Annotated in this window: 25 protein-coding genes; 20 read left to right on the top strand and 5 right to left on the bottom strand. The window is 63.3% G+C overall.

The annotated features are described in order from the left end of the window. Positions 1 to 130 precede the first annotated feature (130 nt). From Q1V51_RS05220 to Q1V51_RS05210, 3 genes are read left to right on the top strand one after another with little or no spacing between them, the layout of a single operon-like run. Complete coding sequence (locus tag Q1V51_RS05220) at positions 131 to 1,030, top strand: peptidylprolyl isomerase (RefSeq protein WP_300553805.1); 900 nt, start codon at positions 131 to 133, stop codon at positions 1,028 to 1,030. 50 nt (positions 1,031 to 1,080) lie between these two features. Further along, on the top strand, positions 1,081 to 1,497 hold the full coding sequence (gene mutT / locus Q1V51_RS05215) for an 8-oxo-dGTP diphosphatase MutT (RefSeq protein ID WP_300553802.1): 417 nt from the start codon (positions 1,081 to 1,083) through the stop codon (positions 1,495 to 1,497). Further along, a complete protein-coding gene (locus tag Q1V51_RS05210) occupies positions 1,494 to 1,655 on the top strand; it encodes a Flp family type IVb pilin (protein WP_300553800.1) in 162 nt (53 codons plus the stop codon). The genes mutT and Q1V51_RS05210 overlap by 4 nt, the downstream gene beginning before the upstream one ends. 3 nt (positions 1,656 to 1,658) lie before the next feature. Here Q1V51_RS05210 and Q1V51_RS05205 read toward each other — a convergent pair whose 3' ends face one another. Continuing rightward, the gene (locus Q1V51_RS05205) at positions 1,659 to 2,537 is read right to left on the bottom strand and encodes a methyltransferase domain-containing protein (protein WP_300553797.1); all 879 of its coding nucleotides are present in this window, start codon (positions 2,535 to 2,537) and stop codon (positions 1,659 to 1,661) included. 82 nt (positions 2,538 to 2,619) lie between these two features. Between Q1V51_RS05205 and Q1V51_RS05200 the strand changes: the two genes are divergently transcribed. The 4 genes from Q1V51_RS05200 to Q1V51_RS05185 are packed head-to-tail and all read left to right on the top strand — an operon-like array spanning position 2,620 to position 4,909. Continuing rightward, positions 2,620 to 3,366, top strand: coding sequence for a ComF family protein (locus tag Q1V51_RS05200; protein ID WP_300553794.1), 747 nt, complete (start codon positions 2,620 to 2,622; stop codon positions 3,364 to 3,366). A gap of 18 nt (positions 3,367 to 3,384) precedes the next feature. Further along, complete coding sequence (gene grxC, locus Q1V51_RS05195; RefSeq protein ID WP_300553792.1) at positions 3,385 to 3,642, top strand: glutaredoxin 3; 258 nt, start codon at positions 3,385 to 3,387, stop codon at positions 3,640 to 3,642. Then, positions 3,639 to 4,490 carry a carbon-nitrogen hydrolase family protein gene (locus Q1V51_RS05190; protein ID WP_300553790.1) on the top strand — a complete coding sequence of 284 codons (852 nt, stop codon included), beginning with the start codon at positions 3,639 to 3,641 and terminating at the stop codon, positions 4,488 to 4,490. The genes grxC and Q1V51_RS05190 overlap by 4 nt, the downstream gene beginning before the upstream one ends. Next, the gene (locus Q1V51_RS05185; protein ID WP_300553788.1) at positions 4,487 to 4,909 is read left to right on the top strand and encodes a DUF1178 family protein; all 423 of its coding nucleotides are present in this window, start codon (positions 4,487 to 4,489) and stop codon (positions 4,907 to 4,909) included. The genes Q1V51_RS05190 and Q1V51_RS05185 overlap by 4 nt, the downstream gene beginning before the upstream one ends. Here Q1V51_RS05185 and ubiG read toward each other — a convergent pair. Beyond that, positions 4,906 to 5,667 carry a bifunctional 2-polyprenyl-6-hydroxyphenol methylase/3-demethylubiquinol 3-O-methyltransferase UbiG gene (ubiG, locus tag Q1V51_RS05180; protein ID WP_300553785.1) on the bottom strand — a complete coding sequence of 254 codons (762 nt, stop codon included), beginning with the start codon at positions 5,665 to 5,667 and terminating at the stop codon, positions 4,906 to 4,908. The two genes, Q1V51_RS05185 and ubiG, sit on opposite strands and share 4 nt — an antisense overlap. Positions 5,668 to 5,882: 215 nt before the next feature. On the opposite strand from ubiG, the gene Q1V51_RS05175 reads away from it, so the two are divergent. The 6 genes from Q1V51_RS05175 to Q1V51_RS05150 all read left to right on the top strand — a co-directional run bounded on the left by Q1V51_RS05175 (position 5,883) and on the right by Q1V51_RS05150 (position 16,385). Next, positions 5,883 to 7,100: an aspartate kinase gene (locus tag Q1V51_RS05175; protein WP_366522708.1), complete on the top strand. Its 1,218-nt coding sequence runs from the start codon at positions 5,883 to 5,885 to the stop codon at positions 7,098 to 7,100. Positions 7,101 to 7,156: 56 nt separating this feature from the next. Next, positions 7,157 to 9,400 (top strand): phosphoenolpyruvate--protein phosphotransferase, encoded by a 2,244-nt coding sequence (ptsP, locus tag Q1V51_RS05170; RefSeq protein ID WP_300553781.1) that lies wholly within the window; start codon positions 7,157 to 7,159, stop codon positions 9,398 to 9,400. A 90-nt stretch (positions 9,401 to 9,490) separates the two neighbouring features. Further along, positions 9,491 to 10,330, top strand: a complete 840-nt coding sequence (locus Q1V51_RS05165; RefSeq protein ID WP_300553778.1) for a helix-turn-helix domain-containing protein — start codon at positions 9,491 to 9,493, stop codon at positions 10,328 to 10,330. A 68-nt stretch (positions 10,331 to 10,398) separates the two neighbouring features. After that, positions 10,399 to 11,544 (top strand): flavodoxin-dependent (E)-4-hydroxy-3-methylbut-2-enyl-diphosphate synthase, encoded by a 1,146-nt coding sequence (gene ispG, locus Q1V51_RS05160; protein ID WP_300553775.1) that lies wholly within the window; start codon positions 10,399 to 10,401, stop codon positions 11,542 to 11,544. A gap of 344 nt (positions 11,545 to 11,888) precedes the next feature. Next, on the top strand, positions 11,889 to 12,770 hold the full coding sequence (locus Q1V51_RS05155) for an ABC transporter ATP-binding protein (RefSeq protein WP_300553772.1): 882 nt from the start codon (positions 11,889 to 11,891) through the stop codon (positions 12,768 to 12,770). Positions 12,771 to 12,800: 30 nt separating this feature from the next. Next, positions 12,801 to 16,385 (top strand): M1 family aminopeptidase, encoded by a 3,585-nt coding sequence (locus Q1V51_RS05150; protein WP_300553769.1) that lies wholly within the window; start codon positions 12,801 to 12,803, stop codon positions 16,383 to 16,385. A 59-nt stretch (positions 16,386 to 16,444) separates the two neighbouring features. On the opposite strand, the gene Q1V51_RS05145 is transcribed toward Q1V51_RS05150, so the two are convergent. Genes Q1V51_RS05145 through Q1V51_RS05135 form a run of 3 tightly spaced genes read right to left on the bottom strand, consistent with a single transcriptional unit; the run spans position 16,445 to position 19,113 of the window. Next, positions 16,445 to 16,786, bottom strand: a complete 342-nt coding sequence (locus Q1V51_RS05145) for a hypothetical protein (RefSeq protein ID WP_300553767.1) — start codon at positions 16,784 to 16,786, stop codon at positions 16,445 to 16,447. Between the two features lie 10 nt (positions 16,787 to 16,796). Beyond that, positions 16,797 to 18,191 carry an MBOAT family protein gene (locus tag Q1V51_RS05140; protein ID WP_300553765.1) on the bottom strand — a complete coding sequence of 465 codons (1,395 nt, stop codon included), beginning with the start codon at positions 18,189 to 18,191 and terminating at the stop codon, positions 16,797 to 16,799. Positions 18,192 to 18,198: 7 nt separating this feature from the next. Then, positions 18,199 to 19,113 (bottom strand): DUF459 domain-containing protein, encoded by a 915-nt coding sequence (locus Q1V51_RS05135; protein ID WP_300553762.1) that lies wholly within the window; start codon positions 19,111 to 19,113, stop codon positions 18,199 to 18,201. A 221-nt stretch (positions 19,114 to 19,334) separates the two neighbouring features. Between Q1V51_RS05135 and Q1V51_RS05130 the strand changes: the two genes are divergently transcribed. The 7 genes from Q1V51_RS05130 (at position 19,335) to Q1V51_RS05100 (ending at position 24,800) form a co-directional block, all read left to right on the top strand. Continuing rightward, positions 19,335 to 19,673, top strand: a complete 339-nt coding sequence (locus Q1V51_RS05130; RefSeq protein WP_300553757.1) for an ArsC/Spx/MgsR family protein — start codon at positions 19,335 to 19,337, stop codon at positions 19,671 to 19,673. Beyond that, positions 19,670 to 20,773: a beta-eliminating lyase-related protein gene (locus Q1V51_RS05125; protein ID WP_300553754.1), complete on the top strand. Its 1,104-nt coding sequence runs from the start codon at positions 19,670 to 19,672 to the stop codon at positions 20,771 to 20,773. Before Q1V51_RS05130 ends, Q1V51_RS05125 begins: the two co-directional genes overlap by 4 nt. An 11-nt stretch (positions 20,774 to 20,784) precedes the next feature. After that, positions 20,785 to 21,366, top strand: a complete 582-nt coding sequence (locus Q1V51_RS05120; protein WP_300553751.1) for a TIGR00730 family Rossman fold protein — start codon at positions 20,785 to 20,787, stop codon at positions 21,364 to 21,366. A gap of 94 nt (positions 21,367 to 21,460) precedes the next feature. After that, positions 21,461 to 21,874 carry an MAPEG family protein gene (locus Q1V51_RS05115; protein WP_300553749.1) on the top strand — a complete coding sequence of 138 codons (414 nt, stop codon included), beginning with the start codon at positions 21,461 to 21,463 and terminating at the stop codon, positions 21,872 to 21,874. Positions 21,875 to 21,922: 48 nt separating this feature from the next. After that, on the top strand, positions 21,923 to 22,993 hold the full coding sequence (gene prfA, locus Q1V51_RS05110; protein ID WP_300553746.1) for a peptide chain release factor 1: 1,071 nt from the start codon (positions 21,923 to 21,925) through the stop codon (positions 22,991 to 22,993). 32 nt (positions 22,994 to 23,025) lie between these two features. After that, positions 23,026 to 23,970, top strand: a complete 945-nt coding sequence (gene prmC, locus Q1V51_RS05105) for a peptide chain release factor N(5)-glutamine methyltransferase (protein ID WP_300553743.1) — start codon at positions 23,026 to 23,028, stop codon at positions 23,968 to 23,970. 224 nt (positions 23,971 to 24,194) lie between these two features. Continuing rightward, positions 24,195 to 24,800 (top strand): DUF4167 domain-containing protein, encoded by a 606-nt coding sequence (locus tag Q1V51_RS05100; RefSeq protein ID WP_300553741.1) that lies wholly within the window; start codon positions 24,195 to 24,197, stop codon positions 24,798 to 24,800. The last annotated feature ends 68 nt before the right edge of the window (positions 24,801 to 24,868 follow it).

Genomic DNA, 24,868 nt, shown 5'->3' with positions numbered 1-24,868 from the left:
GAAAGCTGACACCGGCATTGCTTTGAAACCTTGAGCTGACTTAAGGATGGGGGCTAGGCGTGTCAATCAAGGCGCGCGGCTGAGCGGCAAGCGGAAAGAGCTCGATCGCCCAATGCTGACAAGAAATCTGATGACTTTTGCGGCGCTGTGTCTGATTGCCGCGCTCACCGCTTGCGGCCCGCAGCCGCGCGAGGGCCTTCCCGAGGTCGCCAGCGCGCCGGCCTTTTCGCCCGATGAGGACAACCCGGTCCTGGCCCGGGTCAACGGTTCTCCCATTCGCCATGACGATGTTCTGCGCGAGGCCATCGCCCAGCGCGGTCCGGGCAGTGAGGCTCCGGACCCTGTCTATGGTGATGAAGAGTTCATGCGGGTTCTCGGCGAGCTTATCGATCAGCGCTTGCTGGCCCAGGAGGCGCGCAATCGCGGCTTGCACCGGTCCGAGGAAGCGCGCCGCCGCCTCGCTGCGGCCGAGGAGCGAATTATCGGAACCGTGCTGATCGCGGAAATTCTGGAAAACGCCACGTCAGAAGAAACGCTGCGCGCCATCTATGAGCAGCAGGTCCGCCTTTTGCGGCTCGATGAGGAGGTGCGCGCGCGTCATATCCTGGTCGAAACCGAAGAGGCCGCCCTGGCGGCTAAGGCCCTGCTTGATGCTGGCGAGGACTTCCGCGAGCTGGCGATTCGGATATCCCAGGATTACGCCACCCGGCTTGATGGCGGGGATCTGGGTTATTTCACCCGTGACGGTGTTCTGCCGGCCTTTGGCGCCGTGGCCTTCGCCACGCCGGAAGGCGCCGTCTCGGAGCCGTTCCGCACCCAGTTTGGCTGGCATGTCCTGCTTGTTGTCGATCGGCGGCGTCAGCCACCGCCCTCATACGAGGAACTGCGCCCGCGCATCGGCCAGTATCACGGCTATGAGCAGCTGGAGGACTTGTTGCGCGAACTTCGCGCCGGCGATGCGGTGCAGCGCTTCCAGCCGCCCGAAGCTGAAGATGAAGCGCTCGAGAATCAAAGCGAAGAACCAGGTTAGGCTGCGTTTAACCACGCTTGTGCACGCCGCTTTAAGGGAGATCCCGCATCATGTCTGATAGCCGCACCAAACCGGTCGTCCATGTGGCGGCCTGTGCGTTGCTCGACGCGGATGGGCGCATTCTTCTGGCGCGCCGCCCGGCGGGCAAGCCGATGGCGGGGCTATGGGAGTTTCCCGGCGGCAAGATCGAGCCGGGAGAGACGCCGGAGCAGGCGGTGATACGCGAGTTGAGGGAGGAGCTGATGGTTGAGCCGTGCGAACGCTGTCTGCACCCCTTTGCCTTCGTCTCTCACCCCTATGACGACTTCCATATCGTCATGCCGCTTTTCGTCTGCCGGACCTGGGATGGTTTCCCGACCCCGACCGAGGGGCAGGAGATTACTTGGGTGCGCAAGGAAAGACTGCGCGACTACGCCATGCCGGCCGCTGACCTGCCGCTGGCGGCTGAGCTGAGGGACCGATTATGAGCGTGTTTATCAAGAGCTTTCTGGCCGACACGCGCGGGTCGACGGCGATCGAATACTCGATCATAGCGGTCATTATCTCGATTGCCGGAATTGGCGCCCTGGCCATTATCGGCCCGGCCGTACTGGGCATGTTTACCGACGCCCAGGCGCCGTTCTAGGGCCTAGCTGCCCGCTTTTTCACCCGTGGAAATTTCCGCTACGCCCAAGGCATCGGCGAGCCGGTGCGTGGCTGATCCCGGTCGTTTCGGCTTGGGCTGATCGGGATGCGGGGCCCAGCCTCCGAAATGCACGATCTCGAAAGTGGCGCGGATCCGGCCATCGCTGTCGGCAAAGCGCTCGCCGTAGATCTGCGCGGCGCGCATGAACAGGCGGCGCGTCGCCGGTTTGCGCGGTCGGTCAGCCAATACGCTGGTCTCCCCCATGCCGCGCAGATCGCGCATCAAGGCGAAAGCGTTGTCATAACGCACCGTGGCGCGGTCGATATCGGCCACCGGCAGGGCCAGGCCGGCGCGCTGCAGCAGGGCCGCCATGTCGAAGGTCCCCGCATAGGGAGAGATCCGCGCGGCGGCACCGCCGGTGAGTTCGCTTTCTGCGGCCATAAGGCATTGGCGGAATTCCGTCAGCGTGGCGCCGCCGAACAGGGCGCCGGCGAAGAAGCCGTCCGGTTTGAGGGCCTGGCGGATCTGCACCAGCGTGCCCGGCAGGTCATTGGCCCAGTGCAGGCCCAGCGGGGCAAGAATGAGATCGAGGCTCTGATCGGCAAAGGGCAGGCGTTCCTCGTCCAGCACACAGGCGCGCGGACCAAGCTGGTGGGCAACATTCTCCGCCAGGTCCGACTGCGTCCACCAACCGATCTTCTCGGCCGCCGGGGAACGCGCCAGGTCACGCATCACATCCGGACCGCCGCCGAGGATCGCGGCGTGATCGAAATCACGGGTAATGCTGGCTACACGGTCGCATAAATCCTCAAACGCCCGTCTGGCGAGGAAATTATAGTCCTGCATTCCGGCCGCGGCGCGATTGCGGCGGCGTTGCAACAAGGAGCGATCGAAAAGCTGTGGCGGCAGATCGGACAACATACCCCGGATATAAAGGTTTGAAGCCCGGAAGGAAGGGGCGCTGGTGCGACCCGGTCTGATCGAGCAGGCCGCGGACTGGTTGTGGCCGCCGGAATGTCCGGTGTCGCGCGTCCGGGTCGACCGGCATGGGCGTTTTGCAGCCGAAGCCTGGGGGCGTCTGAACTTTATCGCCGATCCGCAATGTCAGCGCTGCGGCCGGCCCTTTCCCTATCCCGGCGGTACGATGAGCGGGGCGCTGGATACCTGTGCGCCCTGTATCGCCAAGCCGCCGCGTTATGACCGGGCCCGGGCCCCGCTGGCGTATAATGATGCGGTCAAACCCCTGGTGCTGGCGCTGAAGAATAATGACCGGCGTGACATGCTGGCCGCCTGCGCGCGCTGGATGTCGGTTGCTGCGGCTGATCTGCTCGGGCGTGACAGCCTGCTGGTCCCGGTTCCGCTGCATTGGCGCCGGCTGGCGCAACGCCGCTACAACCAGTCGGCCCTGCTGGCGCGCGCTCTCGGCCGCGAGACCGGGCTGGGTGTTGAAACCGGAAGCCTCAAACGCGTCCGCGCCACACCGTCACAAGCCGGGCGCAGCGCCGATGGTCGCAAGCGCAATGTGGCCGGGGCCTTCAGGGTCGAACACCCCGAACGTATTGCGGGGCGGCCTGTTGTGCTGGTCGATGACGTGTTGACCACAGGCGCAACGGTCTCGGCCTGCGTCCATCAGCTTCGTCGCGCGCGGGCGGCCGGTATCGATGTCGTGACACTCTGTCGTGTTGTACGCGAGGAAGATGTGACTATTTAGGAGCCAAAGGAGAATCCCATGGCTCAAGTCACCATCTATACCCGCCCGATGTGCGGCTATTGCGCCCGCGCTGTTTCGCTCTTGAAGAAAAAGGGGGTCGACTTCAATGAAATCGACGCCGGTTTCGATCGCGAGAAGCGCGCCGAAATGGTCCAGCGCTCCAATGGCGGCAATACCTTCCCGCAGATCTTCATCAATGACGATCACATTGGCGGCTGCGACGACATGATGGCGCTGGAACGCGCCGGCAAGCTCGACGCCCTGCTGGCGGCGTGAGCGAAAGCCTCGACATTGCCCTGATCCAGATGCGCTCGGGTATCGACCCGCAGCGCAATCTGGACGACGCGGCGGTACTGATCCGTCAGGCCGCCGCCGATGGCGCGCGCCTGGTCGCGACGCCGGAGACCACGCATCTGGTGCAAAAGGATGCGGACAAGGCCTTTGCCGTGATGCAGACCCAGGACGAGGATCCGGCGATCGGGTTTTTCTCGGCCCTGGCGGATGAGCTGGATATCGATCTCCTGATCGGCTCGCTGGCAATCCGTATCGGTGAGCGCAAGGCCGCCAATCGCTCTTTCCTCTTCGGTCCCGATGGCGCGCTGAAAGCCACCTATGACAAGGCCCACATGTTCGATGTCGGTCTGGGGCAGGGCGAGACCTATCTGGAAAGCGCCAATTACCAGGCCGGCGAAGAACTGGTCGTCACCGAGGCGGGCGGCGTCAAGCTGGGTCTGTCGATCTGTTATGATCTGCGCTTTGCCTATCTCTACCGCGCCCTGGCCCAGGCCGGAGCGCAGGTCCTGACCGTTCCCGCCGCTTTCACCCGCCCGACCGGCCGCGCCCACTGGGAGGTGCTGCTGCGCGCCCGGGCCATCGAGACCGGCAGTTTCATCCTCGCCCCGGCCCAGGGCGGTCTGCACGAGGATGGCCGCCGCACCTGGGGTCGCTCCATGGTGGTCGGTCCCTGGGGTGAGATCATCGCCCAGCTCGACCATGACGAGCCGGGGGTTTTGTCGGCGCGCCTGGATATGCGAAAATCGGACGAGGCCCGGCGTCGTGTGCCGGCGCTCGATCATGATCGCGCGCTGGCCTTTGCCCGGAACGGGACAACGAAAACGACATGATCAAATACGCGTTGTTATGTGATGAGGAGCACACGTTCGAGGCCTGGTTCTCCAGCTCGGACGGTTATGACGAACAGGTCCAGCGAGGCCTGGTCGAATGCCCCCATTGTGGCTCGACGCAGGTGCGCAAGGCCCTGATGGCCCCGGCCGTGTCCACCTCGCGCAATAAAGAGGCGAGCCCGGAGGCGCAGATGCGCGCGATGGCGGCCAAGGTCCGCTCGCATATCCGGGAAAACTACGATTATGTCGGCGAGGATTTCGCCAGCGAAGCCCGGGCCATGCATGAAGGCGAAAAGCCCGAACGCCTGATCTATGGCGAGACCTCAGCGGCCGAGAGCCAGTCGCTGCAGGAGGATGGCGTGCCGGTCACGCCGCTGCCGGATGCGCTGGCGCCAACCCCGCCGAAAAAGGCGAACTAGCCCGCCTTTTCCGCCACCATCATGTAATTCACCGACGCGTCGGAACCCATGCGCCACTGGTCGCTGAGCGGGTTGTAGCTGACGCCGACCGGGGGGCGGACATCCATCCCGCCCTCGACGAGCGCGGCGCGCAGTTCGCCCGGTTTCACCAGCTTGGAGAAGCGGTGCGTGCCGCGCGGCAGCCAGCCGAGCACGTATTCGGCGCCGAAAATGGCCAGGGCGAAGGCTTTGGGCGTGCGGTTGATGGTGGCGCCGATCATCAGCCCGCCCGGTTTGACCAGCTGGGCGCAGTCGACGAGGAAGCTGTGCGGATCGGCGACATGCTCCATGACTTCCAGATTGAGCACGACATCGAAGGGCGGCTCATTCTCTTCCAGCAGCTGTTCGGCGACGCCATGGCGGTAATCGATCTCAAGGCCCTGTTCCTGGGCATGCACCGTCGCGGTCTTGATATTGGCTTCCGCCGCATCGACCCCGGTCACCGAGGCGCCGAGACGCGACATGGGTTCGGAGACCAGACCGCCGCCACAACCGATATCGAGTACGCGCAGGCCCTCAAACGGGCGCTCGCCGGCCTGGTTGAAATGGGCGCAGATGGTGTCGCGGATGAAACCCAGGCGGATCGGATTGAACTTGTGCAGGGGTTTGAACTTGCTTTCCGGATCCCACCACTCCGCCGCTATACGCGAAAACTTTTCAACTTCTTCCGGATCGATGGACGGGCGGCTCATCGTTTCGGGCGCAGCAGCGCTGGACATGGCGTCTCTCCAGTCTTCTCGTCGGTCTTCTCTTGTCGCGCGAACGCTTTGGCGATTGCGTTCGGGCGTTGCGATCTTTTTGGTGCCCGCGTAGGACTTGGCCCAGCACAGAGCAGTTTCGCGCCACAATATGGCCTCGCTGGCGCTGCTAATCGAGGTCGGTGCGACATCTAGCGCAGACATTTGTCAGGGCGCAGCAGTGAGGGACCGCCGCAATGACGCGAGTCGTGGCGAAATTTGGGGGTACATCGGTCGGTTCGCCGGAGCGAATCCGCCATGCCGCCAAGCTGATCAGGGCCTCGGCGGACGCCGGCGAACACCCCATTGTTGTTGTCTCGGCGATGGCGGGCGAGACGGATCGCATCCTCGGCCTGGCGGGAGAATTCGGCGCTGGGCTGGGTGATGTCGAGACCGATGTGGCCCTGGCGGCCGGTGAACAAGTGTCCGCGGCGCTGATGGCGCTGGCCCTGCGCGAGGAGGGCCTCAAGGCGCAATCGGTCATGGGCTGGCAGGCCCCTGTGGTGACGACCGGGCCTTCCGGTTCCGCATCGATCGCTGATCTGGGCACCGCGGTGTTTGAAGCCTTGCTGACCGAAGGCGTCGTGCCGGTGCTGGCCGGCTATCAGGGCATCGACGCCGGCGCGCGCATCCAGACGCTGGGGCGCGGTGGCACCGACCTGTCAGCAGCGGCGCTGGCCGCCGCGCTGGGCGCGCGCTGCGATATCTATACCGATGTCGATGGCGTCTACACGACGGACCCGCGGATCGAACCGGCCGCGCGCCGCCTCGACGCGGTCAGCCATGATGAAATGCTCGAACTGGCAGCCCAGGGCGCCAAGGTCCTGCAGCCCCGTTCGGTCGAGTTCGCCAAGGCCCGCGGTGTGCCGATGCGGGTTCTGTCCAGCTTTGCCCCGCCGGGCGAGGCGACCGGGACTGACGTGGTGGCCGGTGACCCGATTGCGGAAAAGCGTCTGGTCAGCGGTATCGCCTATGCCCGCGGACAGGCGCGTATTGCGCTGCTGGGACAGGCTGATGCGGCGCAGGCTGCGCCCGCGGTGTTCGAGGCCTTGGCCAAGGCCGAGGTCGGTGTCGACATGATCGTCCAGGCCCATGCCCGCACGCCGGGAACCGCCAATCTGGAATTCTCTGTCGCGCATCGCGACCTGCAGCGGGCGCTCGAGGCGCTGGACGGGCTTGGCGCCGCGGCCGAGATCCGCTCTGAGACCGGCCTGGCGAAAGTCTCCGTTGTCGGGGCTGGCCTGCGTCAGCGCGCCGATGTCGCACGCTCCCTGTTCGGTGTGCTGGCCGCGTCGGATATCGAGGTGAAAGTGCTGGCCACGTCGGAGATCAAGATTTCCGCCCTGATCGAGAATGATGCCGTCGAGCGGGCCGTTCGCGCCTTGCATTCGGCCTATGGATTGGATCAGGTGTAGCCATGCTGGAATCGAATCCGCCCGCGGGCGCAGATCCGCGCAGACTGCTCTCCCGCATGCGTGCCTTGATGGCGGCGCAGGAAAACGCGCAGGAGCGTCTCGACCATCTCACCGATCTGATCGCCGAAGAGGCGGGCTGGGATGTCTGCTCGATCTATCTGGCACGCCCGAGCCAGGCGCTGGAACTGTGCGCAACGCACGGGTTGAAGCCGGAAGCGGTGCACCAGGTCCGGCTGCGTCCGGGTGAGGGTCTGGTCGGTTTTGTCGCCAGCTCGGTGCGTCCGATGTGGACAGCCAATGCCCGTGACCACGAAAACTTCTCCTACAAGCCGGAGACCGGCGAGGAACCGTTCAATACCTTCGTCGGCGTGCCCATCCTGCGTGGCGGCCGCCTCGTCGGCGTCCTCACGGCCCAGACCGAGGCCGAGCGCGCTGTCGCGGACGAAGAAATCGAGACCCTGCAGACCGTCGCCATGGTCCTGGCAGAGATCGTCGCGTCCGGCGATATTGCCGAGGCGGAGGAAATGGCGGAGCTGGAGCTGCGCCAGTCCAAGCCCGAGCGCTTCCAGGGCAGTGCCTATTCCGGCGGCTTGGCCACGGGTGTTGCGGTCGTGCTGGAGCCGCATGTCGGGTCCGAGCATCTGATTGCCGAGGATACCGATCGCGAGATCGAACGTCTCGATCTGGCCATCGCCGCCTTGCGGGCCGGAATTGACGACATGCTCGAGGGCGGCCGTATTCCCTTCGGCGGTCCGACACGCGACGTGTTGCAGGCCTATCGCATGTTCGCTCATGACCGCGGCTGGATGAACCGACTGCGCGAGGCGGTGCAACTGGGTGTGACCGCCGAGGCTGCGGTCGAGCGGGTCCGGAATGAAAACCGCGCCCGGTTGATGCGGTCCAATGACCAGCTCTTCCGTGAGCGTCTTCACGATCTGGAAGACCTGGCCAACCGGCTGCTGCGTCACCTCGACGACGCCCAGAGCGAGATCATCGCGCACCTGCCCGACGATGCCATCATCATCGCGCGCAATATCGGCCCGGCCGAACTGCTGGAGCTGGACCGGACCAAGCTCAAGGGGATCGCGCTGGAAGAGGGGGCGGCGTCCTCGCATGCCGCTATTGTCGCCAAGGCGCTGGGTATTCCCCTGGTCGGCGGTATTGAAGGCGCCCTCGACAAGACCGAGGACGGCGATGCGCTGATCATCGATGGCGAGTTTGGTCTCCTGCACATCCGCCCGACCGTAGATGTGGTCGAAACCTACAAAGAACGCATGCAGGCGCTGTCGGACCGCAAGCTGGCCTATGCCGAGCTGCGCGGCCCGTCCGTGACCCGGGATGGCAAGCGCATCCGTCTGTCGATGAATGCCGGCCTTTTGATCGAGATGACCCAGCTGGAGGAAACCGGGGCGGACGGGGTCGGCCTGTTCCGGACCGAGTTCCAGTTCATGGTCGCAGACACCCTGCCGCGGCTCGATGCCCAGGCGACGGTGTACAAATCCGTGCTCGAGGCGGCCGGTGGCAAGCCGGTGGTCTTCCGCACCCTCGACCTGGGTGGCGACAAGGTCGCGCCCTTTGCACCGTCGACCGTTGAACCCAATCCGGCTCTGGGCTGGCGCGCCATCCGCATGGGGCTCGACCGGCCCGGACTGCTGCGCTACCAGTTGCGCGCCCTGATCCAGGCCTCTGCGGGCCAGCCGCTGCATGTCATGTTCCCGATGATCGCCGCGCCGTGGGAGATGCGCGCCGCGCGCGACATGCTCGATCGCGAGCTGCGCCATGCCAAGCGCCGCGGCCATGACATGCCGGTCGAGGTCAAGGTCGGCATGATGCTGGAGACGCCGGCCATGGCCTGGGCCATTGGCGAGGTGCTCGACACGCTCGATTTCGTGGCCGTCGGCGCCAATGATCTGATGCAGTATTTCTTTGCCGCTGATCGCCAGAATGCTCGGGTCGCGGAGCGCTATGACGTGCTCAGCCCTCCCGCTTTGGGACTGTTCAAGCAGATCCGCGAGGCCTGCGCGACCAGGAATGTGCCAGTTTCGGTCTGCGGCGAGATCGCGGCCAAGCCGCTGGAAGCGGCCGTCCTCATTGCCTTGGGCTATGACAGCCTGTCCATGGCCGCCGCCAATATCGGTCCCTTGAAAAAAATCGTGTCCGGCCTTGATGCCGGCAAGCTTGGCACCTGGCTTGCTAGTCACCTGAACGATCCGGTCAATTCGCTGCGGCCAGCCTTAACGGCGGCGGGCGAAAGCGCCGGATTGCCCAAGGAGGCTGTTGATAACACGGTTAAGATTTGATCTTATAAGGCTAAGCGGTGTGGGAAACTTGCCCTCAATCGCGTATTTTAAGGGTGAGATCGCTCCGAAATCAAAGAGCGATAGGTGTTTATGTCGAGTCACGTAACGAGCGCAGGTTTTGTGCCGGTGGATGCAGTCTTTTCAGAAGACGCAGCGGATGTGCTGTCCCTGAGCGCGGGTGAGAAACTCCGCGAAGCCCGGGCCCGCGCCGGACTGACCCTCGATGCTGCGGCCGAACGCACCCGGATCCGGCGTGATTATCTCGAAGCCCTTGAAACCATGGACCCGCGCGGCCTTCCGGCCCGGGCCTATGCTATCGGTTATCTGCGCACCTACGCCTCGGCCCTCGGCCTCGATGGCGGTGCCATTGTTGAACAGTTCAAGCGCGAGGTTGACACCGAGACCGGCCGGGCCCAGCCCAGTGCAGCTGCCAAGATTCGCAAGGAAATCAAGCTGCCGCGCGGTGTCTTCGGCGCTGTGATGATCCTTGCCAGCGTGGCGGCGGTAGCCATGTGGTATGCTGATCAGTCCAGCCGTTCGCCCGGGCTGAGCAATCTGCCATCGCCGCCGGATGCAGCCCCGGAATGGGCGCGCGCCGATTTCCGTGTCGACAGTCCGCTGCCCGGCGTTGATCAGATCTGGAATGATCTGCCGCTCGGCGCCACCCGCGAAACCGCAGTCCTGCGGGCGATTTCTCCGACCTGGCTGGAAGTGCGCGATGCCTCTGGCCGTGTGCTCTTCGAGCGAGAGCTGATGGCGGGGGAGACCTACACCCTATCCGAGCCGGGCCTGACGGTGTCGGCGGAGAATGCCGGAGCGATCCAGGTCGAGCAGAGCGGTCAGCCGCTGCGTAGCCTGGGTGAGGCTGGTATCGCGGTTGAAGACCTGGCTGTACTAGCTCAGGCCGAGACTGCAGACGAGCCGCAATAAATCGCCCCACCGGCTCGCAAGCTTTCCCAAGAGACGCTATATCCTGCCGTAACAAGCCGGAGCGTCTGATGTCTGACCTGTCCAAAGATCCCCGTTCGGTGCGCCCCTGGCGCATGATCGAGCGCCGCAAGTCGCGCACGATCAATGTCGGTGGCGTTGCGGTCGGTGGCGATGCCCCTATCACGGTTCAGACCATGACCAATACGCCGACCGCGGATGCCAAGGCGACGATCGACCAGATCAAGCGCTGCGAAGAGGCCGGAGCCGATCTGGTGCGGGTGTCCTGTCCGGATGAAGACTCCACCGCCGCCTTCAAGACCATCGTCAAGGAAACCTCGGTACCGCTGATCGCGGATATCCATTTCCACTATCAGCGCGGGATCGAGGCCGCTGTTGCGGGCGCTGCCTGCCTGCGTATCAACCCGGGCAATATCGGCTCGATGGACCGGGTGAAGGAGGTCGTCCAGGCCGCACGCGATCATGGCTGCGCCATCCGCATCGGCGTCAATGCCGGTTCGCTGGAACGTCATCTCCTCGAAAAATACGGCGAGCCCTGCCCGGAAGCCATGGTCGAGAGCGCGCTGGAGCATGCCCGCATCCTCGAAGAGCTCGACTTCACCAATTACAAGATTTCGGTCAAAGCCTCCGACGCCTTCCTCACGGTTGCAGCCTACCAGCAGCTCTCCGAAGCGACCGAAGCGCCCCTGCATCTCGGCGTCACCGAGGCCGGCGGTCAGCGCATCGGCACGGTGAAATCGTCCATCGGTATCGGCTCGCTCCTGTGGGCGGGTATCGGCGACACGATACGCGTCTCACTCTCGGCCGAGCCGGAAGAGGAAGTCCGCGTTGGCTTCGACATCCTCAAATCTCTTGGCCTGCGCACGCGCGGCGTCAATATCATCGCCTGCCCGTCCTGTGCGCGGCAGGGCTTTGACGTCATCCGCACGGTGGAAACGCTGGAAAACCGCCTGGCACACATCTCCGAGCCGATCTCGCTGTCGATCATCGGCTGCGTCGTCAACGGCCCGGGAGAAGCCCTGATGACCGATCTCGGCTTCACCGGCGGAGGTGCCGGTCGCGGCAAGATGTATGTCTCCGGCCGTCCCGACCACAATGTCTCCAATGAGGAGATGGTCGAGCACATTGTGGGCATGGTCGAGGCGCGGGCGGAAGAGCTCAAGGCCGAGCGCGAGGCTGTCGACGCGGCTGAGTAGGCTCGAGCCCTCGCCCGCTGTCGGCACCAGGCCGCCCCCGCAAGTCGGGGCTTCTGCCGGTGTTTCCCGCGCGCGCATCGCCTCTCGATTCAAATCATTGGCGACGAAGAAGAAGCCGTTTTTTTCGCTCAAGGCGGGTAAGAATAATAGTTCGACCTGATGCTTTCCAGGGTCATGGAATAGGCGGATACACGTCCCCGGCGCAAGCCGGGACGACCGGGAGGCTATTCCCCCTATAATCTTGCGTGAACAAAAGCTCATTTGCGAGCCGTCCCATTTTCATAGGAGAATTGGGGCGGGTACACATTTGCGGGGACGCGGCGGCAAAGCGCTGCGATTGACACATGCTAGAACTTTCCGGACTGACAAAGACCTACGGCAATCAGGTGCGCGCGCTCGACGGCGTCAGCCTGTCCATCCCGAAGGGGATGTTCGGATTGTTGGGGCCCAACGGGGCGGGCAAGTCCTCGCTGATGCGCACCATCGCCACGCTGCAGGCGCCCGACCAGGGCACGCTGACCTTCGGCGATATCGATATTCTCAAAGATCCTCAGGCCCTGCGGTCCACGCTGGGTTATCTGCCGCAGGATTTCGGCGTCTATCCGCGCATGTCTGCCCGTGCCATGCTGGATCACCTGGCGGTTCTCAAGGGCTTGTCCGACGCCAAGGAGCGCAAACAGGTGGTCGAGACCTTGCTGGAACAGACCAATCTCGCCCAGCACGCCAAGAAAGCCGTTGCCAGCTATTCCGGCGGCATGCGTCAGCGCTTCGGCATCGCCCAGGCCCTGCTGGGTGACCCGCAGCTGATCATCGTCGATGAGCCGACCGCTGGCCTCGACCCGGAAGAGCGCAATCGTTTCCACAATCTCCTGTCCGAGATCGGCGAGAATGTTGTGGTGATCCTGTCGACCCACATTGTTGAAGATGTGTCGGACCTGTGCCCCAACATGGCGATCCTGGACAAGGGTCAGATCGTCAACAAGGGCGCGCCGCAAGACCTCATCGACAGCCTCAACGGCCAGGTCTGGGGCAAGATCATCGACAAGTCCGAGCTCGCCGGTCTGCGCGATCGCTATCAGATCATCTCCGAGCGCCTGACCATGGGCCGGGTCCGTATCCATGTCCTGGCGGACGGTGATCCGGGCGACGGTTTTGAAGCCACGGCGCCGGATCTCGAAGACGTTTACTTCGCCACCATCCGTGCCGGCTATCGCGCTGCGGCGTAACCCTCGAACCCCAAAGGAAAGGCAGATCCCATGTTTTCCAAGATCGCCGGGTTCGAGCTTCGCTACCAGCTAGCCTCACCCACATTCATTGCCGTTTTTGCGATTTTCTTCCTCTTCACCTTCCTAGGCGTTGCCATTGAGAACGTCTCGGTCGGGGGCAATAGCTCCGCCAATATCAATTCGCCGCTGCAGCTGATGATCAATATCGCGCTGTTCAGCCTGATTGGCGGCTTCATGCCTGCGGTCTTCCTCGCGTCGGGGGTGATCCGAGACAAGAGTTTCAAGACCCAGGAATTATTCTTCTCGCGGCCGATCAAGGAACGGGAATTCCTGCTGGGTCGTTTCACCGGCGGCTTCATTGCCACTGTTCTGTGCTTTGCCTCGGTGCCGCTGGCCTTCCTCATTGGCTCCTTCATGCCCTGGCTCGATCAGGAATTGATCGGACCAACCAATCTGGGCTGGTATCTCTATCTCTACGCCACGCTCGGCCTGGTGAATATGTGGGTGGTGGGGTCGGTGCTCTTCACCGTCGCCAATTTCACCCGCTCCATGACCGGTGTGATGATCGGCTTCGTCTTGCTGCTGATCTTGTATGTGGTGGGCAGCCTGATCGCCAGTTCGGAGCCGGAGCTTCGCGAGACCCTTGCGCTGATCGACCCGTTCGGGCTCAACACGATTGGCGAGGTCACGCGCTATTGGACGACGTTTGAATACAATAGCCAGGTCATTCCGTTTGAAGGCCTGTATATGGCCAACCGCTTCCTCTGGATCGGTATCGGTCTCGCCTTGCTGGCGCTCAACCTGCTGACCTTCCGCTTCCGTACCGGCTCGTCCGGCAAGAGCAAGAAGAAGGCCCAGGCCGCGGTCAGCGGCCCGAAGAGCGCGATCTCCGATTTGGCTCTGCCGCGCATGCAGCCGAGCTTCTCCGGCGCGACCTCGCGCCAGCAATTCCTCGCGCGTGTCGGGTTCGAGGTGAAGGGCGTGGTGCTCAACCTGGCCTTCTTCATCCTCCTCGCCCTGGCCTTGTTCAACACGGTTCCGGGGTTCTTCCTCGGTAACGGGATTTACGGGACGGACAATTATCCGGTGACGCGGGTGATGATGAATATCATCGGCGGGGCCTATGCCATCTTCCCGATCGTGATCGTGATTTACTACGCCTCGGAGCTGATCTGGCGCGAGCGCCGCTTTGGCTTCCATGAGATCACCGATGCCACGCCGACCCCGAGCTGGGTCTTCGTGACGGCGAAATTCGTCGCCATGATCGCGATCATCGTCGCCCTGTCCCTGGTGGCTATCGTCTCGGCTGTGCTGTCGCAGCTGGCTATGGGGTATACGGTGTTCGAGTTCGACCAGTATTTCATCCGCGGCATGATGGAGCTGGTCATCCCGACGACCCTGGTCGCGGCTCTGGCGATCTTCCTGCAGGTGTTGATGAATAACCGCTGGCTCGGTATTGCCGCCATGCTGGTCTTCTTCGTCTTCTCCCTCGTCGCCGGCCAGATGGGACTGGACCATAATCTCTACCTTTATGGCTCCTCGCCGGGTGCGCCTTATTCCGACATGAACGGATATGGCCATTTCCTCGGTATCTCGGTCTGGTTCTCGCTCTACTGGTCTTTCTGGGCGCTCTTGCTGATGGTCCTCGCCTATCAGCTCTGGTCGCGCGGAGCGCTGACACCGATCACGTCGCGTTTGCGCCGTATCTTCGTCGGCCTCACCCCGGCAACCGCCAGCCTGGCCCTCGTGGCCCTGGTCGGTGCGGGTGCGACGGGAAGCTGGATCTTCCTCAACACCAATATCCGCAACGAGTATATCTCCGGTCCCGACCAGCGTGCGCTCGCAGCGGAGTATGAGCGGACTTATTGGCATCTTGTTGATGAGCCGCAGCCGACCGTCACCGATACCGCCTATGAGGTCGACATCTATCCCGATGAGCGCCGCTATACGGCTACGGGCCGGTATACGGTCCAGAACAAGACCGATGTCGCCATCGAGACGGTCTGGATCTCCTATGGCCAGGGCACGACGGTCCTGTCCCAGGACCTCACCGGCGCGACGCTGGCGAGCGAGGACGAGCGCTTCCTGCTCTACAGCTTCGAGCTCGATCAGCCGCTTGCGCCGGGCGAGAGCCTTGATTTCGCCTTCTCGGTCGAGAATGCCAATCCGGGTTTCCGCAATTCCGGCAATGTGGTGACGGTCAATTACAACGGCACCTTCTTCAACAACTTCCAGTCCATGCCGTCTATGGGGATTGATACCAACCGGCGCCTGACCGACCGTTCGCAGCGGCGCCAGGAAGGGCTAGAGCCGGTTGATCGGGCCTTCCCGCTGGAAGACGAACACCGGCATTACGAAAATCCGATCACGCAATCCGACTACGTCACCTTCCGCTCAATCGTCTCGACCAGCAGCGATCAGATCGCGATTGCACCGGGCTATCTCGAGCGCCAGTGGGAAGAGGATGGCCGCCGCTATTTCGAGTATGTGATGGATCGCCCGATCCTGAACTTCTACTCGTGGATGTCGGCGGACTACACCGTGGCGGAACGTGAAGTGGACGGGGTCAATCTCCAGGTCTTCTATCACGAGCCTCATCACTGGAATGTGGAGCGCATGCTGGAGGCCTCGGCGGATTCGCTGGCCTATTTCTCGGACAATCTGAGCCCCTACCAGTACCGCCAGTTCCGCATCCTCGAATTCCCGGCCTACCAGACCTTTGCCCAGGCCTTCCCGAATACGATCCCGTATTCCGAGGGCATCGGTTTTATTGGGGATTTGCGTGATCCGGACGATATCGATTATGTCTATTACGTCACCGCGCACGAAGCCGCACACCAGTGGTGGGCGCACCAGGTGATGGGGGCCAATGTGCAGGGCTCGACCATGCTGATCGAGACCTTCGCGCAATACTCCGCCCTGATGGTGATGCGTGAGGAGTATGGCGAGGACGCCATGCGCCGCTTCCTCAAATACGAACTCGACAGCTATCTCGGCGGTCGCGGTTCCGAAGCCATTGAGGAACAGCCGCTTTATCGCGTCGAAAACCAGCAATACATCCACTACCGCAAGGGTTCGGTGATCATGTATGCGTTGCAGGACTATCTCGGCGAGGAGACCGTCAATCGCGTCATGCGGCGCCTGATTGATGAGCGCGCCTTCTCCTCCGAGCCCTATGCCACCACGCTCGACTTCCTGCGCCTGTTGCGCGAGGAGGCAGGGCCGGAATGGGAAACCATGATCCACGACTTCTTCGAGCGGATCGTGCTGTTTGACCTGCAGGTCACCGAGGCCACGGCGTCCGAGCGCGAAGACGGTCGCTGGGATGTCGTGATCGATGTCGAGGCGCGCAAGTTCTCCGCCGATGGCGAGGGGCAGCAGACCGAGGAAGAGATCGACTATCTGATCGATATCGGCGTCTTCAGTCGCGACCTGGACGGTGCGATCGAGGGCTCCGATCATGTGCTCTACATGGACAAGCATCAGATTAACGAGACCACGATGCGTTTCGAGTTCACCGTTGACGAGGAGCCGGAATATGTCGGTATCGACCCGTATAACAAGCTGGTCGACCGCAATTCCGACGACAATCTCTCGCGGGTGACGATCCAGTAGGGTCGCCCTTCGCAAGGCTTGAACGAAGACGGGAGCGGGCCTTGGTCCGCTCCCTTTTTCTATTGTCTCTCTGTCGAGGGTGGATCGTCTTCCTCAGGTTCGACATCGTCCCAGTCCAGCGCCTTCAGGTCACTCCACCGCTGCTCCAGCCACAGGCGTGGTTCATCCAGCCTCGCGAGGCCCATGCGCTCGCTCCACACGCCGACGGTCAGGCGTACGGTCTCCACTGCCCAGTTGGGCGGGTTGGCGGCGGCCCAGCGCTCCAGCGAGACCGGATTGAACACGGCCACCAACAAGAGCGACAGCGCCACGCCATTGGACAGCCAGAGCCGGCTACGCTGGTGTTCGCGGGCATCATCCGGGGCCTCATAGAGGCGGTCGCGATGGGGATCGTCCTGCATAACCGGCCTCCTAAAATTGGAAATAGATAAAGGGCGCGACGCCGGCCGGGCGCAGCGCATCGATCAGGATAAAGGCGAACACGCCCATGCCTGCGATCGCGGGCGAGCGTAACCGGCTCATCGCGCCGGCCAGGCTTTCAATCCCGCGCGGCGGCAAGGCGTGCAAGCCCAGGCCGAGGACGATCATCCCGGCGAGGAAGGGCGTCAGTACCTGAACCGGATCGCCCAGCGTGTCCGTCGCTGTGAGATAGGTCCAGGCCGTAGCGAAATCGGGCGAGCGGAACAGGATCCAGGCCAGGCAAACCACATGGAAGGTGATGACCAGGCTGATCACGCTGCGTCCGGACCTGGCCAGCCCGAGGGCGCGCTCAGTGGCGAGGGCAAGGCCATGGATCAGACCCCAGACAAGGAAAGTCCAGGCCGCCCCATGCCATAGCCCGCCGAGCAGCATGGTGATCATCAGATTGCGGTTGGTCGCCAAAGCGCCGCCGCGGCTGCCGCCAAGCGGCTTGTAGAGATAATCGCGCAGCCAGGTCGACAGCGAGATATGCCAGCGGCGCCAGAAATCCTGGAAGGATCGGGCTCGGTAGGGCTGGTCGAAATTGCGATTGAAGCGGTAGCCCAGGAGCGCCGCACAGCCGATGGCAATGTCGCTATAAGCGGAGAAGTCGCAGTAGATCTGTACCGCATAGCCGTAGACAGCGAACAGCCGGTCAATGCCGCCATACTCTCCCGGCGCGAAGAAGACCGGGTCGACAATGCCGGTGGCAATCTCGCTGGCGATGACACTCTTCTTGAACAGCCCCCAGAGGATCAGAAGGACGCCCAGAGACACCGCGGCTCGGGAAATCGTCGGCGCCCGGGTCAGCTGGGGCAGGAAGTCCTTGGCCCGCACGATCGGCCCGGCGACCAGTTGCGGGAAGAAGGAGATGTAGAGCATGGCATCAAGCAGGCTGGCGCGATGGTCGGCCTCGCCGCGCTTGATATCGATGATGTAGGAGATGCCCTGGAAGGTGTAGAATGAGATTCCGACGGGCAGGATGATCTGCATCAGGAAGAGGTCGCGCTCCCAGCCGATCATGGCCAGGGCTTCGCCTACATTCTCGATGAAGAAGCCATAGTATTTGAAGAAGCCTAGAATGCCGAGATTGACGGCAATCGCCAACACGATGACCAGCGCCCGCAGCGGACTGGCCGGCATGGCGCCGATGATGCGCCCGAAGGCCCAGTTGGCGATCGAGCTGAAAGCCAACAGGGCGCAGAAGCGCCAGTCCCACCAGCCGTAGAAGATATAGCTCGCCGCCAGAAGCAGGAGCTTGCGCTGACCGTTTTCCCGGTCCAGCGCCCAGGCAAAGCTGAGCACCAGAACAAAGAAAATACCGAAGGTCAGCGTCGGGAAAAGCATGGTCGGGTCAATTCCCCGCCGCGCCGGAGGCCGCTGACGCGCCAAGCGGCTGGCCGTCGAGGCCCACGGGCTGGCAGACATAAGCCTGGCCATTGATCGAGAGGTCGAGCCAGCCAGCCGGCAGGCCTTGCGGTTCCGGTTCGGCGGCCTCGATGACGGCTTCGGCCATGACCGGTGCAGGCCGCGGGCGCGGATTATCCCAACCGGCTTGGATCGCCTCGACCACCGGAGCTGCGATGCGGGCATAGCCATTCATGGTGAAATGGATGCCGTCATCATCGCGCATCAGGCGCGGGGCGCCGCGGGAGTTGGGCAGGTAGGCGGCATATTCGCCGTTTTCGTCCGAGGAGGCTTCCCGGGTCGAGACGAAGATCGCACCCAGCGCCTCGGCTTCCTCGCGGAAAATGGCGTTTAGATAGACGGTATTGGCGTCATAGCCGGTCGAACGCATGACCGGCAGCCCGGTCCAGTAGACCTCGGCTCCATGCGCCTGCAGCTGGGTGATCACGTCGCGGACACGTTCGCGATAAACCTCTTCCCAGCCCGCCGAGCGGAAGCGAAAAACGCCGCGGTCGGTGCGAATGCCCTGGATATCATTCGATCCGAACATCACCACGGCGACGTCATAGCGACCTTGCTGCAGCTGTCTGCGAGTCTTTTCGGAAATGTCGCGATAAACGTAATTGGCGAGCCCGGTGGCGACCTCGCTGAGCTGTTCGATCTCGCCGGCGCGGGCATCCCGGCGCAAGCCGCGTTGCAGCCCGATCCAGAGCCCGTCGGCCAGAGAATCGCCAAATACGCCGATCCGGCGCGGCTCTGAAGGCGTTTCCTGTGCCAATGCGGCACTGCCCAGAAGCATTGCGGCCACACAGGCGGCGATCGCCGGCACCAGGCCGGCTAAACGGTGCGCACTACCCCACATATCGGCTTCCCCCAGCCTCAATCCCCAGACCTCGCAGTCTTCTGCGTCTGCCAGACCCGATGAGTAAAAGCGATCATCAACAGCCCTGCAATACGGCTGGCTTGGCAAGGGTTCTGCCAGGCTGGCCGTGTGTCTTCTTTGACGCGCCTCACGCTTGCATCGACCGGGCCAGTCCCGCTATCTCTGCAAGCCAACTGACACAGGAAAAACGGGCAGGGGCGATGAAACTCTTCGGGCTGAAAAACTGCGATAGCTGCAAGAAGGCGATGAAGGCGCTCGACGCCGCCGGGGTGGCGTTTGATTTCGTCGATATCCGCGCCGAGGCCGATCTCGCTAGCGTGGTGCCGGTCTGGCTCGACAAGACCGGTTCCAAGGCGCTCATCAATACCCGGTCGACGACCTGGCGCTCTCTGGATGACGCGCAGCGCGGGCGGGCTGAAACCGATCCGGCCGGCCTGCTGGCGGAGAACCCGACCCTGGTGAAACGTCCGGTGATCGACACCGGAGGCGAGGTCCATGTCGGCTGGTCGGACAAGGTGCTAGAGGCCGTCAGCGCATGAGTTCAGACCTGCGCCGCAGCTGCACGATCGACCTGGCTTATCCCTATCATCAGCCTGATACGCCGTCGCAGCGCCTGCGGGCCGTTGCCGATTATATGGAGGCGGAAGGGCTGGATGCGGACCCCTCGCTCAACGGCCCCGCGGCGCTGCGTCTTGAGGGCAAGATCGCCGCACTGACCGGCATGCCGGCTGCGGCCTGGTTTCCCACCGGGGTGATGGCGCAATGCGCAGCGGCCCGGATCCATGCCGAGAAATCGGGGTCGCGCCGGGTGCTGCTGCACCCCAGCTCGCACCTGGAATTGCACGAGGAAAACGCCCACCAGCATTTGCATGCCCTCGATCCGGAAATCATCGGCCGCTGGGGCGAGCCGGTTAGGGCCGAAGATCTTGTGCCGGGCGCGGCGTGTGCGTTTGTCGAGCTGCCGCAGCGCCATGATGGCGGCGCCTTGCCGGATTGGGCGACACTGCAGGCGCTCAAGGATCGCGCTGCAGAGCTCGATCTGACCCTGCATATGGATGGCGCGCGGCTCTGGTCCTGCCGGCCCTTCTATGAAGACCGGTCCTATGCCGAGATCGTCAGCGGTTTCGCCTCGGTTTATGTCTCGCTCTACAAGGATATCGGCGCCCCGATCGGAGCGGTCCTAGCCGGGTCGGAAGACTTCATCCGCCAGGCCCGGATCTGGCGTGTGCGCATGGGCGGGGCGCTGGTCGCACCCTGGCCGGCACTGCCGGACGCTCTGCGCCTGATCGACAAGCGCCTGGAGCAAATGCCCGGCTTTGTTGCCCGGGCCAGTGAGCTGGCCGAGGCCTTGTCCGGGATTGAGGGCCTGAGCGTCGAGCCCAGCCCGGCCCATACCAATTTGCTCAACCTGCGTCTCGACTGCACACACAAGGTGGCGATGGCCGCGCGCGATACGGTCGCACGCGAGCACGGTGTCTGGCTCGCCAACAACGTCTGGGACCTTGAGGGCGGGCGGCCGGTCGTGCTCGAGATTACGGTGGGGGAACGTGTGGCCTCGGCGGAACTGGACAGGATTGTTGCGGCAGTCCGCAGCCTGGCGGATGCGATTGCCCGGGCTAACTCCCAACCGGCTGATTGAAGGAGAGCGACGTGAAATCTGTCTGCGTTTATTGTGGATCCAATCCGGGCCAGAATCCGGCTTTTGTTGACGCGGCACGCCATGTCGGCCGGCTCCTGGCCGAGCGCGACATGACGCTGGTCTATGGCGGCGGCCGGGTCGGCCTGATGGGTGAGGTCGCCGACGCGGCGCTCGCGGCCGGCGGCAAGGTGATCGGTGTCATCCCGCAATTCATGGCCGTCAAAGAAGTTGCCCATATGGGGCTCAGCGATCTGCACGTTGTCCAGTCCATGCACGCCCGCAAGGCCATGATGGAAAAGCTCTCCGACGCCTTTATCGCCCTGCCGGGCGGTATCGGCACGATGGAGGAATTGTTCGAGATCTGGACCTGGGCCCAGCTCGGCCAGCACGAAAAGCCGGTCGGCCTGCTCGATGTCGACGGCTATTACGCCCACCTCGTCGCCTTCCTCAAGGAAATGACCGAGCAGGGTTTCCTGCAACGCTCCCATCACAATGCGCTGCAGGTTGCCGACACCGCGGAAGGCTTGCTGAGCGCATTCGAGCGCTATGAGGCGCCGGAGGCCGATGTCCGTCTCAAGACCCAGCAGACCTGATCGGCCTGGCCGACCGGGCGGGGCGGATAGAAAAGCCTCGCCATAACTCCCCGAAACATCCTAGCTTTCCTGCCGATTAGAAGGGGAGGACGCTATGTCGTCGATTTTGACGCCGGTTCTGGCGCTGATCATCTGGACCATGATCATGTATGTTTGGATGTACGCGACGCGTATTCCGGCAATGCAGAAGGCGGGCATCAATGCCGCCAAGATGAAGTCCAAGTCGGAAATGGATGTGCTGCCGCGCGAGGTCACGCGCATCGCCGACAATTACAATCACCTGCACGAACAGCCGGTGATCTTCTACGCCCTGGTCTTCTATATTCACCTCGCCGGTCAGGCCGATGGTCTCGCCATCCAGCTGGCCTGGGGTTATGTCGCCCTGCGCATCATCCACAGCCTGATCCAGGCCCTGTGGAACTTCATCCCGGCCCGCTTCGGCGTTTTCGCCCTGTCCTCGATCGTATTGATCGCGCTGGCGGTGAAATCGGCGCTGGCGCTGGGCTAGCAGCGCTCAGACGTTTTCAAGGTTCGCGGCGGGTGATAGGTCAGGCATATGCACGCACCTGAAGCCCGCCTCGAACAAGTCATCGACCGTTTCGACCAGGTCGAAGCCCGTCTCGGCGCTGCCGCCGAGGCGGACGAGATTGTCAAACTCTCCAAGGAGCACGCCGAGCTCAAGCCGGTCGCCGACAAGGCGTCCGAGCTCAAGGCGGCGCGCCAGGAACTCCTCGACCTTGAGGAGATGATGAATTCCGATGACGCGGAAATGGCCGAGATGGCCAAGGACGAATTCTACGCCCTCAAGGAGCGTCTGCCCGAGCTTGAGCACGAGATGTCGCTCCTCCTCCTGCCCAAGGACAAGGATGACAGCGCTGACGCCCTGATCGAGATCCGCGCCGGCACGGGCGGCGACGAGGCGGCCCTGTTTGCGGGCGATCTCTACCGGATGTACCAGCGCTACGCCCAGCTGCAGGGCTGGAGCTGGGAGCTCGACAGCGCCTCTGAAGGCGAGCATGGCGGCTATAAGGAAGTCATCGCCTCGGTCTCCGGTAATGGCGTGTTCGGGCGCATGAAGTTTGAAAGTGGCGTGCATCGGGTGCAGCGCGTTCCGGCGACGGAAAGCCAGGGGCGCATCCATACCTCCGCTGCCACCGTCGCCATCATGCCCAAGCCCGATGCGATCGAGGCCGGGCTGGACATGTCTGATGTCCGCGTCGACACGATGCGCGCCTCCGGCGCTGGTGGCCAGCACGTCAACAAGACCGAATCGGCTGTGCGCATGACCCATATCCCGACCGGGATCATGGTCGTCTGCGCTGAGAAGTCCCAGCACCAGAACCGCGCCAAGGCGCAGGAATTGCTGGCCGCCAAGCTCTATGACATGAAGCGTGAAGCGGCGGCGGCTGAACGTGCAGCGGAACGCAAGGGCCAGATCGGGTCCGGTGACCGTTCCGAGCGTATCCGCACCTATAACTATCCCCAGGGCCGGGTCTCCGATCACCGCATCAATCTGACCCTCTACAAGCTGGAAGCCATCGTTGCCGGTGACGAGCTCGACGAGGTGGTCCAGGCCCTGATCGCCGAGGACCAGGCCTCCCGCCTGGCGGCGCTGGAAGAGGGCTAGGGCGCGGCGCTCGGCTCCGCTATACCGCCCCCATGTCCGACCCGTTCGACAAAATGGTCAGTGATGCCCGCACGGTGTTTGAGGCCAGTGCGTCCAAGCCCTTACGGGATGCCTGGGCCTCCCTGTCCCTGCCGCAGATCCGTGCGGATCTGATCCAGCGACTGAGCGTGGCAGGGATTGGTGAGGCGGAGAGCGATGCGCGCTTTCTGCTGGCGCATGTGCTGGCTCCGTCCAGCTATGCTGATGCCGTCGCCGATCCGGCGCTGTTTTCCTGGCAGCAGATGAGCGGGCTTGCCGACCTGGCCTGGCAGCGTCTTGAACGCCGCCCCGTGTCGCAAATACTGGGCAGCCAGCCCTTCTGGACGCTGGATCTCCTCGTCACCGAAGATGTGCTGACCCCGCGGGCCGACACCGAGACTCTGGTGGAGTTGGTGTTGGAAAAGTGTGCGCCCGGGGTGGCCGATCTGGTCGATCTCGGCACGGGTTCGGGGGCGATACTGTTGTCCTTGCTCAGCGAGCGGAGCGACTGGTCCGGGATTGGCGTTGATCTCAGCCCGGCCGCGCTCGAGATCGCCCGGCAGAATGCTCGGCGCTGCGGGCTTGATGACCGGGCCCGCTTTGTCGAGGGCAGCTGGGGCGCTTCGCTGGCCGCAAACAGCGTCGACATCCTGGTCTCCAACCCGCCCTATATCCGCACCGATGTCTGGCGCGGTCTGGAGCCGGAAGTGCGCCGCTTCGAGCCCCGCCAGGCGCTCGATGGCGGTGAGGATGGTTTGCGCGATTACCGCAGCCTCTTGATCGACGCGGTCCGGGTGGTCCGGCCTTGTGGACTGGTGGCGGTGGAGATCGGCTTTGACCAGGGCGCCGATGTGACGGCCCTCTTCGAACAGGCGGGTTTGGACGATGTCGGCGTGAAACGGGATCTGGCCGGGCATGACCGTGTCGTTTATGGCGCAGTGGCGGGCACAAACGGCTAAAAGGACTTGGAAAGCCGGGGGTCTCGGTCTAGGTTCCGCCTATCAGGTGGATCGCGCTACTCTGGGGATGAGCGCGGCCGGATAGGCCACCTGATTGATCCGGCCAATTCACACCTCCAGTGCGCAGGGCGCAAAGATGAGTATCTGCACATTGGCAGCGAGGCCGCGGGAGATTGTCCGCGAGCCGGGAAAGCTGGACACAGGCTGGACACAGGGAAGACGAGATGAAGCGTCAGCGCGGTCGAGGTCGCAAACCGGGTAATCCCGCAAACCGTTCTTACGAAAGCAATGGCCCGGAGGTGAAAATCCGTGGCAATGCCTCTCAGATCTACGAAAAATACCTGACCCTGGCGCGCGATGCGACGTCATCGGGGGACCGGGTGCGGGCAGAAAACCTGTATCAGCACGCCGAGCATTATTACCGCATCGTCCAGGCCAACCAGCCCAAGCGTGATCTCGATGCCGAAGACGGCGGTGAGAATACCGAAGCCCTGGGCGAGGATGGCGATAATGATCAGCCGCAGCGCGAAGACCGTGGCCGCGGCCGTGGCCGTAACCGCCGCCGTGGCGGTGACGCGCCGCAAGCCGATAATGCATCCGAGGAAAACGCCGATCCGCTCGGTGTGGTGACACCGGAGGGCGAAGCCTCTTCCGATGGTGAAACCACCGACGCCGAGGCCGGTGATGGCGAAGACGGCGCTCCGCGTCGCCGTACACGCCGCCCGCGTCGTACGCGCCAGTCCAGCGATGAGGGTACCGCTGAAGCATCTGCCGAGAGTGGTGATGATGCGCCTTCGGAAGGCTCCGATTCGGAAAGCGAAGCGGCCTGAGCCCGTTTGGCAGGTAATTTGAAAGACCCGCGTGGTAGCCACCATGCGGGTTTTTTCATGCCTGCAAG

Source organism: Maricaulis sp. (assembly GCF_030149235.1).
GTDB lineage: Bacteria > Pseudomonadota > Alphaproteobacteria > Caulobacterales > Maricaulaceae > Maricaulis.
The sequence above is the reverse complement of the archived record's forward strand: the minus strand, read 5'-3'. Positions and strand labels throughout refer to the sequence as shown.

Coding starts and splice junctions, on each gene's coding strand:
- Q1V51_RS05100 (WP_300553741.1), top strand. CDS start 24,195: ATGAAGCGTCAGCGCGGTCGAGGTCGCAAACCGGGTAATCCCGCAAAC.
- Q1V51_RS05130 (WP_300553757.1), top strand. CDS start 19,335: ATGAAACTCTTCGGGCTGAAAAACTGCGATAGCTGCAAGAAGGCGATG.
- Q1V51_RS05155 (WP_300553772.1), top strand. CDS start 11,889: ATGCTAGAACTTTCCGGACTGACAAAGACCTACGGCAATCAGGTGCGC.
- grxC (WP_300553792.1), top strand. CDS start 3,385: ATGGCTCAAGTCACCATCTATACCCGCCCGATGTGCGGCTATTGCGCC.
- Q1V51_RS05145 (WP_300553767.1), bottom strand. CDS start 16,786: ATGCAGGACGATCCCCATCGCGACCGCCTCTATGAGGCCCCGGATGAT.
- ubiG (WP_300553785.1), bottom strand. CDS start 5,667: ATGTCCAGCGCTGCTGCGCCCGAAACGATGAGCCGCCCGTCCATCGAT.
- Q1V51_RS05175 (WP_366522708.1), top strand. CDS start 5,883: ATGACGCGAGTCGTGGCGAAATTTGGGGGTACATCGGTCGGTTCGCCG.
- Q1V51_RS05125 (WP_300553754.1), top strand. CDS start 19,670: ATGAGTTCAGACCTGCGCCGCAGCTGCACGATCGACCTGGCTTATCCC.
- Q1V51_RS05185 (WP_300553788.1), top strand. CDS start 4,487: ATGATCAAATACGCGTTGTTATGTGATGAGGAGCACACGTTCGAGGCC.
- Q1V51_RS05150 (WP_300553769.1), top strand. CDS start 12,801: ATGTTTTCCAAGATCGCCGGGTTCGAGCTTCGCTACCAGCTAGCCTCA.
- Q1V51_RS05210 (WP_300553800.1), top strand. CDS start 1,494: ATGAGCGTGTTTATCAAGAGCTTTCTGGCCGACACGCGCGGGTCGACG.
- prfA (WP_300553746.1), top strand. CDS start 21,923: ATGCACGCACCTGAAGCCCGCCTCGAACAAGTCATCGACCGTTTCGAC.
- ispG (WP_300553775.1), top strand. CDS start 10,399: ATGTCTGACCTGTCCAAAGATCCCCGTTCGGTGCGCCCCTGGCGCATG.
- Q1V51_RS05165 (WP_300553778.1), top strand. CDS start 9,491: ATGTCGAGTCACGTAACGAGCGCAGGTTTTGTGCCGGTGGATGCAGTC.
- Q1V51_RS05220 (WP_300553805.1), top strand. CDS start 131: ATGACTTTTGCGGCGCTGTGTCTGATTGCCGCGCTCACCGCTTGCGGC.
- ptsP (WP_300553781.1), top strand. CDS start 7,157: ATGCGTGCCTTGATGGCGGCGCAGGAAAACGCGCAGGAGCGTCTCGAC.
- Q1V51_RS05135 (WP_300553762.1), bottom strand. CDS start 19,113: ATGTGGGGTAGTGCGCACCGTTTAGCCGGCCTGGTGCCGGCGATCGCC.
- Q1V51_RS05140 (WP_300553765.1), bottom strand. CDS start 18,191: ATGCTTTTCCCGACGCTGACCTTCGGTATTTTCTTTGTTCTGGTGCTC.
- prmC (WP_300553743.1), top strand. CDS start 23,026: ATGTCCGACCCGTTCGACAAAATGGTCAGTGATGCCCGCACGGTGTTT.
- Q1V51_RS05115 (WP_300553749.1), top strand. CDS start 21,461: ATGTCGTCGATTTTGACGCCGGTTCTGGCGCTGATCATCTGGACCATG.
- mutT (WP_300553802.1), top strand. CDS start 1,081: ATGTCTGATAGCCGCACCAAACCGGTCGTCCATGTGGCGGCCTGTGCG.